General features: G+C 51.8%; 8 protein-coding genes. All 8 read right to left on the reverse strand.

All coding sequences use genetic code 11. The features are described 5' to 3' along the window. Positions 1-306: 306 nt before the first annotated feature. The 8 genes from pgi to BIY37_RS13385 all read right to left on the reverse strand — a co-directional run bounded on the left by pgi (position 307) and on the right by BIY37_RS13385 (position 14,823). Complete coding sequence (gene pgi, locus BIY37_RS04325) at positions 307-1,950, reverse strand: glucose-6-phosphate isomerase (RefSeq protein WP_070066608.1); 1,644 nt, start codon at positions 1,948-1,950, stop codon at positions 307-309. Positions 1,951-2,353: 403 nt separating this feature from the next. Further along, positions 2,354-4,861, reverse strand: a complete 2,508-nt coding sequence (locus tag BIY37_RS04335; RefSeq protein ID WP_420886180.1) for a glycogen/starch/alpha-glucan phosphorylase — start codon at positions 4,859-4,861, stop codon at positions 2,354-2,356. Positions 4,862-5,208: 347 nt separating this feature from the next. Next, entirely contained in the window at positions 5,209-5,808 is a 600-nt protein-coding gene (locus BIY37_RS04340) for a histidine phosphatase family protein (protein WP_070066611.1), read from the reverse strand. Positions 5,809-5,933: 125 nt separating this feature from the next. Continuing rightward, positions 5,934-6,656 (reverse strand): LOG family protein, encoded by a 723-nt coding sequence (locus BIY37_RS04345; protein WP_070066612.1) that lies wholly within the window; start codon positions 6,654-6,656, stop codon positions 5,934-5,936. Between the two features lie 452 nt (positions 6,657-7,108). Beyond that, on the reverse strand, positions 7,109-10,399 hold the full coding sequence (locus BIY37_RS04350) for a bifunctional transaldolase/phosoglucose isomerase (RefSeq protein WP_080324844.1): 3,291 nt from the start codon (positions 10,397-10,399) through the stop codon (positions 7,109-7,111). Between the two features lie 8 nt (positions 10,400-10,407). Then, positions 10,408-11,799: an MBL fold metallo-hydrolase RNA specificity domain-containing protein gene (locus BIY37_RS04355; RefSeq protein ID WP_070066613.1), complete on the reverse strand. Its 1,392-nt coding sequence runs from the start codon at positions 11,797-11,799 to the stop codon at positions 10,408-10,410. Positions 11,800-11,966: 167 nt separating this feature from the next. After that, entirely contained in the window at positions 11,967-14,381 is a 2,415-nt protein-coding gene (locus BIY37_RS04360) for a phosphoketolase family protein (RefSeq protein WP_261340831.1), read from the reverse strand. A 268-nt stretch (positions 14,382-14,649) separates the two neighbouring features. Then, a complete protein-coding gene (locus BIY37_RS13385) occupies positions 14,650-14,823 on the reverse strand; it encodes a hypothetical protein (protein WP_179129281.1) in 174 nt (57 codons plus the stop codon). Between the last annotated feature and the right edge of the window lie 952 nt (positions 14,824-15,775).

The raw sequence follows: 15,775 nt of genomic DNA on the forward strand, positions 1-15,775 counted from the left end.
TTTCTGTAATGGTCTTTTCATGTTCTCTCATGCACCCCAGTTTAGCTTATTTAGCTCTGTTTGTCCAGTAATATTTGTGGGACATGCTAAGTTAGTAAAGGGGGACTTAGGGGGTTGTTTCTTTAACCCTGTGTTTTGGTTGCGGCAAAGCCGCGCCAGGTATTCCAGGTATTGTAACACGTTAGTTTTTTAAAAAATTCCAATAATAGCAATGTGCCACGCGATGTAGGGGCGAAGCATTTGCCATAAATTGGCACAAATGTGCTCATTATCCTGATTGGCAAATGCTTCGCCCCTACTTTCGCTCTATAGGCCCGATTTGCCTCTGCGATAGCGATGTATCAAATTGTTTGTCGAACTGTCATGCGCAAGCTCAGGTTCAGCCTCGCTTTCAAGCTCGGGGACGATGCGCTGAGCCAGCGCCTTACCCAATTCAACACCCCACTGGTCGAACGAGTCAATCTGCCAGATAACACCCTGAGTAAAGACACAATGCTCGTAAAGGGCAACGAGTTTACCGAGTATTTCGGGTGAGAGCCGTTCCGCCATGATCATGTTCGACGGCCGGTTACCCTCAAAAACCCGGTGCGGCACAAGCCAGTCCGGAGTTCCTTCAGCCTTTACCTGCTCTGCCGTCTTGCCGAAGGCCAGCGCTTCCGCCTGAGCAAAAACATTCGCCATCAGTATATCGTGGTGCTGGCCGAGAGGATTGAGCGATGTGTCAAATGCTATGAAATCACAGGGAATGAATCGCGTCCCCTGATGAATCAGTTGATAGAAAGAGTGCTGACCGTTGGTGCCCGGTTCACCCCAATAGATCGGGCTGGTCTGATAGTCAACCTTCATTCCATCCAGGGTAATATATTTGCCGTTACTCTCCATGGTCAATTGCTGAAGATATGCCGGAAAACGCCTGAGATACTGATCATAGGGCAAAACTGCAACCGTATGGGCGTCAAAAAAACCGGTATACCAGATAGTCAGCAAAGCCATAAGCACAGGCAGGTTTCGTTCAAACGGAGTGATGCGAAAATGCTCATCCATCTGATGGAATCCGTTCAGCATCGTCCTGAAGTTGTCCGGACCGATGGCAAGCATCGTAGAAAGGCCGATCGCAGAGTCCATTGAATATCGTCCGCCGACCCAGTCCCAGAATCCGAACATATTAGCGGTATCGATGCCAAATTTCTTCACTTCGGCCTCGTTCGTTGAAACGGCTACAAAATGCTTCGCCACGGACTTTTCGTCTCCGCCAAGCCCTTTGAGCAGCCATGCGCGAGCGGTGCGGGCATTCGTCATGGTCTCCAGGGTGGTAAATGTTTTCGAGGAGACGATAAAGAGCGTCTGTTCAGGAGCAAGGTCATGAACAGCTTCCGTAAAATCGGTGCCGTCGATGTTTGAAACGAACCGGAACGTCATGCGGCGGTCGCTGTAATGTTTGAGCGCCTCATAAGCCATTGCCGGTCCAAGGTCCGAGCCTCCGATACCAATATTGACGATGTTGCGTATGGGTTCTCCCGTATGGCCTCTCCATTCACCCTGCCGGATACGATTAGAAAAGTCTGTCATCCTATCGAGCACGGCATGGACCTCAGGCACGACATTCCTGCCGTCCGTGAGAACAGACGCTTCTCGCGGAGCCCGCAGCGCTACATGTAATACAGCCCGGTTTTCCGTAATGTTTATCTTTTCGCCGCGAAACATAGCGTCAATTCGTTCTCGCAGGCCGGATTCCTCAGCCAATTGAACAAGGAGTCTGAGGGTCTCATCAGTAATGCGATTTTTCGAGTAATCCAGATAGATGCCTGCTGCCCCGGCAGCCATACGCTCACCGCGCCCTGGGTCATTGGCGAAAAGCGTGCGAAGATGCAGCGCCTGAATTTTTTTATAGTGGGCTTGAAGCGCTTCCCATGCCGCACGTTTACGGAGCGGCTTCACGTGTGTTGTCATATTCACTCCCTGTGTGTCATTATAGTGTCTTCAGAGATAAATTTTTACATTTTCGGTAAAAAGATTTTTATAAATAAAAGAAATAATCACACAAAGGCACAAAGAGCCATAAAAGAGAATACCGAATGATGAACAAGGAATAATGAATGTTGAAGGATAAGAAAACTTCATAATTTGAAATTCCCTGTTCGATATTCATTTTATTATACATTTCTTTATCGTATTGCTGTGCGAAATCTTTCTTTTTTTGCAAGTTTTTCACAACCCCCTTCACCCCCTTTGCTAAGGGGGAACTCCGAAATCCCCCTTAGCAAAGGGGGACTTAGGGGGTTGTTCCTTTGACCATGTGTTTTGGTTGCGGCAAAACCGCGTTAGGTTGTCCCCTCTTTATCTGGTCTTAAACCTATACCGGGCACAGTACCGGACACGGCCTCACTTGCCAGATTTCACCGGCATATTCGGCAATCGTGCGATCACTTGAAAATTTTCCGGAACCGGCCACATTCAAAATGGCCTTGCGCGCCCATTCATGCCGGTCGGCATATAAACCACACAGCCTCCGGTCCGCCTCAAGGTAAGACTTGATGTCCGCCAAATGCATGTAATAGTCTCCCCGGTTCAAAAGGATGTTGCGCAGAGGCGCAAAAACACCCGGCTCATATCGGCTGAAATAATCAGAGAAAATCAGGTCTAATGCCGAGCGTGTTTCTGCGTCGTTATCATAGTGCCAGTGCGGATTATACCAGCTGCGGCTGTCAGCTACCTGCCGGGCAGTCAGTCCAAACAGGAAAAAGTTTTCTTCGCCCGCTTCCTCAGCCATTTCAATAGTCGCTCCATCGCGGGTGCCGATTGTCAGGGCGCCGTTCATCATAAACTTCATATTACTTGTACCGCTGGCTTCATAACCTGCCGTAGAGATCTGGTTGGAAACATCGCTGGCAGGTATGAGCCGCTCCGCAAGCGAAACGCAATAATCCGGCAGAAAAATGACCTTAAGCCGTCCGCGCATCGCGGGGTCGCCATCGATGGTGCCGGCAAGATTGTTGATAAACTTGATAATAACCTTTGCCAGATGATAAGCAGGAGCTGCTTTGCCAGCGAAGAAAAACGTTCGCGGCGCCATGTCCAAACCGGGATTTGTGCGCAACTGGTTGTAAAGCGTCACGATTCGCAACGCGTTGAGCAATTGCCGTTTGTATTCGTGGATTCGTTTAACCTGGCAATCAAAGATACTGTCCGGATCTACCGTCTGACCACTAGTTGATTTGAGCCAGTCGGCAAATTGAACCTTTGTTGCACGTTTAGCCTTGAGGAACGTTTCGCGAAAACCTTTATCGTCAGCAAGCGGTTTGAGCTTATCCACCTGAGAAAAATCCGTGATCCAGCCGTCGCCGATAGCTCCGGTAATCGTATTTGCCAGCATCGGATTAGCCAGCAGTAGCCACCGACGCGGCGTAACGCCGTTTGTCTTGTTATTGAAACGCTCCGGAAACATTTCGGCAAAATCCCTGACCGTCACTGTACGCAAAAGCCCGGAGTGAATCGCTGCCACGCCGTTGGTGCTATGCGAGCCTGCGATGGCCAGATTGGCCATGCGAATTTTACGCACGTCTCCTTCCTCGACAATACTCATACGCTCAACGCGTCCCTCATCGCCGGCAAATTGACCGCGAACGTCACTGAGGAGGCGGCGATTTATTTCAAGAATGATTTCCAACAGACGCGGAAGCAACCTTTCAAACCACACGAGCGGCCATTTTTCTAGCGCCTCCGGCAACAGCGTGTGATTCGTATACGCCAGGGTCTTTTGGGTGATGTTCCACGCCACGTCCCATCCGAGATGTGCTTCATCAAGCAGAATACGCATCAATTCCGGCACCGCCATTGAGGGATGCGTATCGTTAAGCTGTATAGCAACCTTCTCAGGAAGGGTATTCCAATCAGCATTATTGCTCCGAAACCGGCGCACAAGATCAGCCAGTGAGCAGGCAACAAGAAAATACTCCTGTATAAAACGCAACCCCTGTCCCATACTGGTGGTGTCGTCCGGATAGAGTACCCGTGTGACCGATTCGGCCGTCAGCGTCTCAGCCAGAGCGCCAACAAAGTCACCGCTGCTGAATCGCCGAAAATCAAAATAATCCGGGGCGGCGGCAGCCCAGAGACGAAGCGTATTAACCGTCTTGCCGCCATATCCCACTACGGGGCGATCAAACGGGATACCAAGCAGACTGGAAGATTGACCGTTAATCGCACGCAGCGAACCGCCGCATATCTCGAAGGAACAGTTCAGCCTGACCTCAACCATATCCTGCGGCCGGGCGACTTCCCATGGGTCGGGATGGCGAAGCCAGTTGTCCGGCTGCTCGTGCTGCCAGCCATCCCTGATGGACTGCTTGAAAATGCCGTACTCATACCGAAGGCCGTAGCCCATGGCCGGCAACTGCATCGTGGCCATTGAATCAAGGAAACACGCCGCCAGACGTCCAAGACCACCATTCCCCAGGCCTGCGTCAGGTTCCTGTTCGAGCATGCTGAGCAAATCAATATGCTTCTGCACGGCAATTTGTTTGACAATATCATTGAGCAAGAGATTCGTCACATTGTTGGACAGAGAACGGCCAATAAGAAACTCCATGGAAAGATAATAGGCGCGCTTCGGATTTACATAGTGATACGTATCCTCCGTGCTTATCCAGCGCTGTGAAAGCACATCCCGCACCGAACGGGCAATGGCCTCAAAACGCTCACGTGCGCCGGTCTTTTCCAGGGCGATAACATTGTCAAAAATAAGATGCCGTTCGTATAATCCGTTAGCCGTCCCGGCAAACTGCACCGGTCCGCACCCGTATTGTTTGAGAAGTTCCGATTCCGTGACCTTACCCGCCGGCACTTTTGCGGATGCTGCCATACTTTTTTCGCTCATTTCAATATCCTTTCTGAAGTTATACTCAAGATGTTCATACCATATGAATTTTATATTGACAACAGGGCGGCATGGAAAAACTCCGTTTTTCCATGCTGAACTTGCACGACATTGTTTACGAATCACTCCCTTTGAAATTGGGATAAATACTACAAAATGAATCGTTGGGGGCGCAAGTCGCAGAGCCGTATTACAAAAACACGGACAAGCACGACTTGTCCGTGCCACCCGTCCGCCCGTCCGTCGTTAGATTATGGCGACTATGGATCAAGACCATAAAATCACAAATTGTGCGCTCCTTGAGTATATCTTCTTCTTTTACCACGGATCAATCATGCACCGACGTGATGATCATCATTCCACAGCCGTATCACCGGATGTGAAAGATCATGTTTATAACCCAGTGCACTCAGGCTCGCGGTGCTGAGCATGAAAAACGCACAGGAAACCGATGGCTCAAGTCCGATCCAGCGGACCGTAAAGACTCTGATAAAATGCCCGCTTGAAAAAATCAGCACATTCCCATTAATCTTGCGCACCCTGCCTATTACCCGATCAGCCCGCGCTGCGACCTGAGCCGGTGATTCTCCTCCGGGACAGCCGTCACGGAAGAGCTGCCAATCCGGGTGTTGGGCGTGTATCTCGCTGGAGAGACGCCCTTCATATTCGCCATAGTCCCATTCGACAAGGTCATGATCGGCCTCCGCCACACCTTTAAAACCAGCCAGTTCGCAAGTCCGCACAGCCCGCTGCAGCGGGCTGGTAAATACCCGGGCAAAAGTTATCTCTTTCAGGCGTTCCTTCAGCCGGCTCGCATTCCGTTCGCCGCGCCCGGTCAGCGGCAAATCGGTAAGGCCTGTATACTGCCCCGACAGACTCCAGGCCGTTTCACCATGTCTTGCAAGATAAATGACCGGAAGCTCTTCGCTCATGATTTCATATCTCCTTATTCCTTGTTCATCATTCGAGATTCTTTTTTATGGCTCTTTGTGGTTTTGTGCCTTTGTGTGATTCCTTCTCTTTAACCGAGGCGACACAGCGACGTGCTGCATTTATTTCACCCATGTTGCCCGGACTGCCAAATCTGGTAATGCTCACGTATGAGCGCAACCGCTTCATCGGCATTTGCCGCGCAGCGCGGTATGGTCATATCCCCGGCGTTCGCCAGAGGAGGGTCTGCGGAGAGCATGGAGTCGCGCGCCCACTCGATCAGACCCGGCCACATTTTTCCCACAAGGACCAGCGGCGTATTCTCAAGATGGTGCACCTGCAGGAGTTGCCAGATCATCATTGTTTCCAGAACCGTACCAATTCCCCCCGGCGCGACTACGAAAGCGTCGGAGGTAAGCACAAACTGGTGAAGGCGCGTAAAAAAAGTCCGATGCTCGAACGCCTGGGTTACAAACGCATTGACTTCCTGTTCGAAGGGTAAATCGACTCTAATCCCAACAGACTGGGCATGCCCCTGCACGCTGGCGGCGCCTTCGTTAGCTGCCTGCATGAGCCCGGGACCGCCGCCGGTGATAATATCACATCCCATCCTGGAGAGGGCGGCAGCCGCCCGCCTGGTCTCTTCGTAGCCGAAGGTTCCCTTTTTTGCCCGCGCCGAACCGAAGATCGTAACACGGTAGCGGTCACGCCGGGATGGTTTGAGCCGTGTGAGATTGTTGACAACGTCCCAAAGGCCGAGGACGGAGTTCACAAGCACTTGCTTCACTCCTTCCTCGTCGGTCAGGCTGATCAAATCGGATTTTGTTTCTGCAGGTTTCTTGTTATTCATCTTTATTCGCCTCTCCTTTTTGACAATAATAGAATCCTCATTAATCGCAGGGACACGGAGCGCCGTGCCCCTACGAACTGTCCCCGGTTTTCTCTCAGGTGGGTTTGCAGCCTGAACCCTTTGTTTGGTCAAGGTGACGATATATATTCATTTGCAAAATCTGAGAACAAGATCGAGGTTGAATTGGTACGATAAAACATCGGGCTCAAATTTGTAATGTGAACCCGCCTGGGACAAAATCCCAACGAATTTTAGATACACAGCAAATACTAATCAAAAACAACCCCCTTGCCCCCTTTTTTAAGGGGGAATTTCTTCGATTTTCCCTTAAAAAAAGAGGAGTTTCCTCGTTCCCCCTTAAAAAAGGGGGATTCAGGGGGTTGTCTGATATGCTATGATACATACTTTGAAGTTCCTATACCTAAATTGCAGGGGCACGGAGCGCCGTGTCCCTACGGTATCAGCGCCGCAGTAATGGCTTTCTGCAATGTTGCAAGGCCGGCGCTAACGTCTGAGCCGAGATGAACCCGTAAGGCGCGGCGGCTACGTTCCAGCAGCGCCTGAAAATCGCTTCGCGCCTGGGCTGCCTTGATTACTCCAAACGTATATTTTTGTCCCGGCACAGGCACATCAACTGCATCGTCACACGTGATCTGCAGGAAAACGCCCGTATTCGGCCCGCCCTTAAAAGCCTGCCCTGTCGAATGGAGAAAGCGAGGGCCAAACCCCATACACGTGGCAATCCTCCCGGCATCGCGCACGTCCTTCCGGATCGCCTGTAACTGCTGCTCATGCGCTTTGTTCATTTCCAAATAGGCAAGCAGCGCAAAATAATCGCTCGTATTGAAACGGCTCAGATGCGCCCTGAGATACCCTGCCAGCGTGCGATTACCTTTCATTACCGTCCGTAAGGAATCCGTATTCCTTTCATCTGTGTAGAGATTGATTCCCTCCCCGGTGAAGATGGGTGTTTCCGGGGGAAGTGTACCGTCTTTTTCATACTCGGAGGCTAGTTTCCGTGTCGCGATCTTGCTCGCTTCCACATCAGGCTGATCAAAGGGATTAATGCCGATAATCGAGCCTGTCACTGCGGTTGCGATCTCCCAGCGGAAAAATTCTTCACCCAGATCGTAAGGATCGTCTATCGCAATGCGTATAACGGGATGACCGGCACGTTCCAACGCTTCGATCAATTCGTCCTGTGCAGCATCCGGCGCCAAGCCCAGTCTCAGATAGACAAACAGGCGATCGTTGCCATAGACATCAGGCTTTCCGGGTATTTCCCGATCGACTGGAATCAATCCCTTGCCTGCCTTCCCTGTTGATCCGGCCAGCATTTGCTCCAGCCACGCGCCAAGATCATAAATGCCCGGCGAAGTAATAATCGTGGCTTTGTCGCGGCCAAATTTACCTGCGGCTACCCCAAGGATAGCACCAAGCATGACCCCCGGATTTTCTTCGATCGGAACCGATGGCATGCAGGCATAGACCATCTCCTCCGTTCTATCCAGAAACTTCACCACATCCACTCCCATGATGGCCGCAGGAACCAGACCAAAATCGGAAAGCGCCGAATAGCGCCCGCCAATATTTGGCCAGCCGAAGAAGACATGCCGAAAGCCATCGCTTTCGGCAACCTGCTGCATCCTAGAGCCTGGATCCGTAATGGCAATAAACCGTTTTCCGGCTTCCTTTAAACCAACGATCTGAGCAACCCGGTCGAAAAAATACTGTTTAAAAATGTTGGTTTCGAGGGTTGAGCCCGATTTGCTCGAAACAATGAAGAGGGTGTTTTTCAGATCGACCTTCTCTTCGTAAGCCTTCACCTGGGCCGGGTCGGTCGAATCGAGCACGTAAAGTTCCGGGAATCCGCTGATGGTACCGAATATCTGTTTCATCACTTCGGAACAGAGACTTGATCCACCCATGCCTAACAACAAGACGTGGGAGAAGCCGGTGTTTCTGGCTATTTCAGCGATCCGGGTCAAGCGCTGGATATGGGCCAACTGGTCATTGGCGATGCCAAGCCAGCCGAGCCACCGCGCTTCATCCTTGCCGGTCCACAACGACGCATCCCTGCCCCAAAGCCTTCTCACCTTCTCCTGTGCGCTCCATTCTGCCAATGTGTCCTTTACTGCAACGGCCATGGGTTCAGGGAGTTGGTAAGTCATACGATTAATTTTTCCTGTCCCTGCTTCTCTGCTTTGCTTCTTCACCGCCGTCAGCAGCTTGCCAAAGGCATCCGAGAAGAGCTGCACACCCTCGGCGAGTAACGTGTCGGCTACTTTTTTCAGGGAGACTCCGGCTTCAGCGAGCGCTTCCATGGTATCATAGGCAGACTCGATATCTTCTGTAAGGCTTGCACGAGGCCGCCCGTGATCTCGAAATGCCTCAAAGGTTGCGAGTGGGATCGTGTTAACGGTATCGGGCCCGATAAGCTCTTCTACGTATATGACATCACGATAGTTGGGATTTTTCGCGCTTGTGCTGGCCCATAACAAGCGCTGCGTCTGTGCGCCCCGGCTGCTCAGCGTCTGCCAGCGCGGGCCGCTGAAAAGTTCCAGATAGCGCTGGTAGGTTAGTCTGGCATTTGCAATAGCCACCTTGCCGGTAAGACTGCGCAGAAGGTTCTCTTCTTTTGGGGTCATCGCTGCCTGCAACCGCGCAGCTATGAGGGTGTCGATGGCGGTATCAATCCGGCTGATAAAAAAACTGGCAACGCTTGCTACCCGCTTCAGGTTACCGCCGCGGGTGGCGAATTTCTCCAGCCCTGCAATATACGCTTCCACCACCTGCTCGTAGACCTCGCGGGAAAAAAGCAGCGTCACATTAACGTTGATCCCCTCGCTGATAAGCTGATGAATGGCTGGAATACCTCTGGCAGTGGCCGGAATTTTGATCATCAGGTTGTCGTGCCCAACGGTTTGCCATAATCGTCTCGCTTCATCTATCGTGCCCGCCGTGTCGTGCGCAAGGAACGGAGACACCTCCAGACTTACATAACCGTCACGCTTCGAAGTCTCATCATACACCGGTCGCAAAGCATCTGCGGCATCCTGAATATCGCGAACTACGATTTTTTCATAGAGCGTTTTTGCATCCATCGTTCGCGCCTCCGGCGTTTCAAAAACATTGCGGTAATCAGCGCTGCCGGCGATGGCTTTTTCGAAGATCGCCGGATTGGAGGTTACGCCACGCAGTCCGTCATCATCGATCAGACGGCGCAACTCACCGCTGGTGATCAGGCTGCGGCGGATATAATCGAGCCACACGGATTGTCCAAAGACCTGCAGGGAGCGCAACCGGTTCTCCAGGGCTGTCATCTTGGCGAGCCTGCGCAGATGCCTGCCCTCACCGGTAAAACTCGCATGTACAAACGCATGAATCAGCTCACGGGCAAGCTCAATGCCAACAACACGACCACCGAGCACCAGCACGTTCATGTTGTCGTGCTCTACTCCCTGATGCGCTGAGTAGGTGTCATGGCATAGCCCGGCGCGAACGCCGTGAATCCTGTTTGCTGCCATCGATGCCCCTACTCCGCTGCCACACAGCAGGATGCCACGCTCTGCACGGTTTTCGCGCAGGGCTTTGCCGATGGCTTCAGCATAGTCCGGATAGTCTACAGGATCTTTGCTGTGAGTGCCCACGTCAAGCACCTCGTGATTCTCCCTGGTTAAAAAGGCTTTCACTTCTTCTTTCAGGTCGAATCCAGCATGATCAGAACCAACGACGATGCGCATATTTCACCTCAAATTTCTATCATGTCGCCCAGATTGGGTATCTCCGGCCGCAAACCGTGCTGTGAACGGATAAGCTCTGAAAATGTTTTTCGTGCCCGGTCTTCCCCATGCGTGATTATCACGCGGGGCCGTGAAGGCGCAACAGCGGCAAACCATTTCAGCAGGTCGTCCTGTCCGGCATGGGCGCTGAATCCCCCCATGGTGTGGACCGATGCGCGCACGGCGACTTCTTCGCCAAAGATCGAGACCGATTCCTTGCCGTCCACAAGTTGTCGCCCAAGGGTGCCGGGTGACTGAAATCCCACGATCAGGACGGCCGTCTCCGGACGATGCAAATTGTGCTTTAGATGGTGCATGATCCGTCCGCCGGTGCACATACCGTTGCCAGCCATGATCATGCATGGACCCTTCACATCATTGAGCACCTTGGAATCCCCTGCGGTAGAACAAAACTTCGCGCTCTGAAGATTCTCGCGCAGATCACCGGATTTGACCATGACCCTGGCCTCCTGGTCGAACAGCTCGTTGTGCTTGCCGTAAATTTTTGTCGCCTCGATCGCCAGGGGGCTGTCGAGGTAAATCGGGAATCGCGGCAGCGTTTTATTGCGGAATGCCCCTGCCAGGAGATAGAGCAGCAATTGTGTCCGCCCAACGGCAAATATGGGAACGAGAATTTTGGCCTTCTCTTCAATCGCCTTTGCGATAATTTTTCGCGCCCCGATGGCCGTCTCCTGCAGAGAGTGGTGATTCCGGTCTCCATAGGTAGACTCCATGATAACGACGTCTGCTCGTTCAAAGGGAACGGGATCGTTCAGCAGCGGCGCCCCGCGCGGCCCCAGGTCGCCGGAGAAGACCACAACCTTTTTTTTGCCGCCTTCCTCCACGGTCAGCTCGACGCTGGCCGAGCCGATCACGTGCCCGGCGTCGACCAGACGCGCCTGAACGCCCGGCGCAACCTGCACCGGCGGATTATAGGCAACCGGACTGATCAAAGGCTTCAGACGAAGCACGTCTTCTTCCTCATACAGCGGTTCGAGCGGTGTTTGACCTGAGCGTGCTCTTTTCCGGTTTTCACGGTCAAGATCTGCTTTTTGGAGAAAAAAAGAATCGCGGAGAATCAACCGCGCCACATCGAACGTGGGCTGAGTGGCATAGATTGGGCCATGATACTCCTTCCGGGTAAGTAACGGCAAACGGCCAATATGATCAAGATGTGCGTGGGTGAGCACCACCGCATCAAGTCTACCGCTTTCAAGCTTTGCCCGTTGACGATTCTTTGCACGTTCTTCCTTACCGCCCTGAAACAATCCGCAATCAACCAGCACGCTCGCGTGCTTCGTTTTCACGTGATAGGCAGAACCGGTTACGTCACCCGTTGCGCCGTGGAAATAGATTTTCATCGGTTTCCTCTTTAAGGTGCAAGGAATTTCAATGCGAAATCGTGGCGTAAGGGTTTATCCTCCGCCCTTAGCAGACCACAAGGGACTTCGTCGTGAGCCTTTGTCGTGAACTCAGACAAACGCTCAGTCAAACAATCAGTGCCACACCCGTTTGCTGTGCGCATATCTTAATACGGCCAGGTCCAGTTGACAATCTCCGGGCGATCGATGCCTTCCTCATGTGCGTAACGCAGATTGTCTATGATGGCATTCTTCATTTGCTCCTTTAGATGTGCTGCCTTTGTGCGCAACTTTGGCACACGGTCGATAATATCGATGACCAGATGGAAACGCGAAGTTTCGTTCAGCATCGCCAGTTCGAGCGGAGTATTGATGTTACCCTTTTCCTTGTAACCGCGCACGTGCAGGTGATCATGTCCCTTGAAGCGGTACGAGAGCTTGTGGATGAGCCATGGATAGCCATGAAAGTTAAAAATGATCGGTTTATCCGTAGTGAACAGGCTGTCGAACTCTCGTTCCGTTGACCCGTGCGGATGCTCAGACGCCGGTTGCAGCTTGAACAGGTCTACTACGTTGACAAAGCGCAGCTTCAGATCCGGCACCCGCTCACGCAGAATAGCGGCCGCCGCCAATGCCTCCATGGTGGCAACGTCGCCGCAGGAAGCCAGCACTACGTCGGGCTCTTCGCCCGCATCCGTGCTCGCCCTGGCCCAGATGCCAAGCCCTTTGGCGCAGTGAATGATCGCCTCGTCTATGGTGGTAAACTGCAGATGTTTCTGCTTATCGGCAACAATGACATTAATGCAATTCGTGCTGCGCAGACACTGGTCTGCCACTGCAAGCAGCGTATTGGCGTCTGGTGGAAGGTAGATACGCGTGACCGACGGGCTCTTGTTGGTAACAAGATCAATGAACCCGGGATCCTGATGCGAAAAGCCGTTGTGATCCTGGCGCCAGACCGTGGACGACAGCAGGATATTTTCGGAAGCGACCGATGCCCGCCACGGCACATGGTTCTTACAAATATCCAGCCATTTGGCGTGCTGGTTGAACATGGAATCAATGACGTGGGCAAAGGCCTCGTAGGTATGAAAAAACCCGTGGCGCCCCGTAAGCAGATAACCTTCCAGCCAGCCAATGAGGGTATGCTCGGAAAGCATCTCCATAACGCGGCCATCACGGGCGATCTCGCCGCCGTCTGCATCCTCCGGCAACATATCGGCCATCCAGGTCTTCTTGCTCACCTCATAGATAGCCTGAAGCCGGTTAGATGCGGTCTCATCCGGGCCGAAAACGCGGAAGCTCGTCATGTTGTTTTTCATCACGTCGCGCAGGTATTCGCCGAGGGGTTTCGTGTTTTCGTATTGCATGGTGCCACGGGAAGACACCTCTACAGCATATTTACGAAAATCAGGAAGCTTGAGTTCTTTACGCAGGAGCCCGCCGTTGGCATGCGGGTTGGCGCTCATACGCCGGTTCCCCCTTGGCGCCAAAGCCTTGAGTTCTGGTACGAGCTTACCGTCCGCATCAAACAACTCTTCAGGTTTATAACTGCGCATCCAGCCCTCCAGTAATTTCAAATTCTCCGGATTATCGCGCACGTCAGCAAAGGGTACCTGATGTGAGCGCCAGGAACCCTCCACCTTGTGTCCCTTGATCTCCTTCGGCCCCGTCCAGCCCTTGGGAGAACGCAGCACGATCATAGGCCAGCGAGGCCGGGAGGGGGTTTTCGAGTCCCTCGCCTTTTTCTGCTGGGCGCGGATCTCTCCGATAGCCTCTTCCAGCGTGGCCGCCATTTTCTTATGCATTTCCGCGGGATCGCTCCCTTCCACAAAATAGGGTTTATAGCCGTAGCCAGCAAACAGCGCTTCTAACTCCTGATGGGTAATCCGTGCAAGGATCGTTGGGTTGGCGATCTTGTAGCCATTGAGGTTCAGGATCGGCAGCACAGCGCCGTCACGCACCGGGTTGATAAACTTGTTGGAATGCCACGCGGTGGCAAGAGGTCCGGTTTCCGCCTCTCCATCGCCCACCACACAGGCAACGATGAGGTCGGGGTTGTCGAGCGCCATGCCGTAGGCGTGCGAGAGGCTGTAACCGAGTTCGCCGCCTTCATGAATGGAGCCTGGGGTTTCCGGAGTAACGTGGCTTCCGATATGTCCGGGGAAAGAGAACTGCTTGAAAAATTTCTGCATCCCCTCTGCGTCCTCACTCTTATCTGTGTAAATTTCCGAGTAGGTGCCTTCGAGATACGCCGGCCCCAGCACTCCGGGCGCGCCGTGGCCAGGCCCTGCCACGAAAATTACGTCAAGGTCGTGCTTGACGATCATCCGGTTCAGATGTATCCAAACAAAGGACAGCGCCGGACTCGTACCCCAGTGGCCGAGCAGCCGGTACTTTATATGCTCTGTCTTCAATGTTTCCCTGAGCAACGGGTTTTCCTTGAGATAGATCATGCCTACAGAAAGATAATTGCACGCCCGCCAGTAGGCGTTCATCAGTTCCAACTCTTTGTTCGTTATTGGATTTTCCATGATGCCCCCCTTTTCCTGAACGTAAACAAGATTTGAAAAATATTGCACACAGCCGTGTTCCGGCTATTTTCAGTTCCTTTTACATCACGGTATATCAGGTATCATTACCGGCCATCTCTTTCCCATCATTTCCCTCCCCGAACGGGCTGATAAAGACAATAATGAACAATTTGGTTTTTTGAAAAAGGTAGCGTCGATCGTTCGACTGAGCCCACGACGAAGTCTCTTTATGGTCGGCGGCACCGGGAGTAAACCACCCGCGCTACATATCTTGTTTCATGCTGACTGCAGAGAAAGGTACAAATTTTTCAAATAGCTAACTGGGTACGACAATACCAGAAACACCAAACCGTGTAATCAACGCTGTCAGGGTTTTGAACCCTGACAGCGTTATGGCAAACGTCCTAAATAGATATCTATGAATTGTCATTGCAGGCGCCTGCAATGACAACATTCTTTTATCGCGGACTATCGTTAATGATATATTCATCCGTTTTTCGTTAAAAATATCTTTGAAAGACACGATCGGGAATTCCCGTAGCTAACGGTCTTGAAGCGCGTGGATAAGACGGCAAAAATTTCGACGGCCTTTGTCCTACCAAAAAATAAAAAAGATTGCAAGCTTTTTTTGTTTCAGGCCGTGTTGTCCGGTTAGAAATTTGCGTGTCTTGTTTTATTGCTCTCGAGATGTAATTCCCGCATGTTTTTAGCGGGAATCCAGGAAGTTCAGGGTTCACGGGATACCCGATAAAAGCGTTCGGGTATGACAAAACCGTACCTGCGAATTTCTAACCGGACAACGTTGAGTTTCGGGAGGAATTTTTGTAATGATTTAGTTTTTTAAAAACATTTTGCACGAATGGTATTTATTGTAGGGGCAGGTTTCAAGCCTGCCCCTACACGGCATGAGAAACATGGTTATTGTTGGGAATTTTGCGAAAACTAAATGGTTACGAAATTCCTTTTCACAAATTCGCGCTCATTCCGAGAATGCATGTCATACACGCATTGTCCAAAGAGCACCGCATGATGATAAATGATCTGATTTTGAAACGTTTTACGGTAGGGAGTTTCCCTGTCAACGGGTATTTGGTGGCCGACCCTGTGACGCGGATTTGGAATATATCACACGGACAAACAACGTTTGTCCGTGCCACCCTATAACCCGTTTAAATAAAATAAAAATTCACAATCAAATTATTCGTAATGATTTAGTTTTTTGAAAACATTTTGCATGAATGGTATTTATTGCAGGGGCAGGTTTCAAGCCTGTCCCTGCACGGCATGGGAAACATGGTTATTTTTGGGAACCTTTCGAAAACTACATGGTAAGGATTGGCCTAGTTTACCAGCCGCTACCAGGTACAAGGCTATGCCGGAGAGGGGAAGATCCATGCCGTCAGCCATTCGTTGCGGGGTGGTGAGGTCATTGAGGCTGGACA

This window comes from Candidatus Brocadia sapporoensis, assembly GCF_001753675.2.
In the GTDB taxonomy this organism is placed as follows: Bacteria; Planctomycetota; Brocadiia; order Brocadiales; family Brocadiaceae; genus Brocadia; species Brocadia sapporoensis.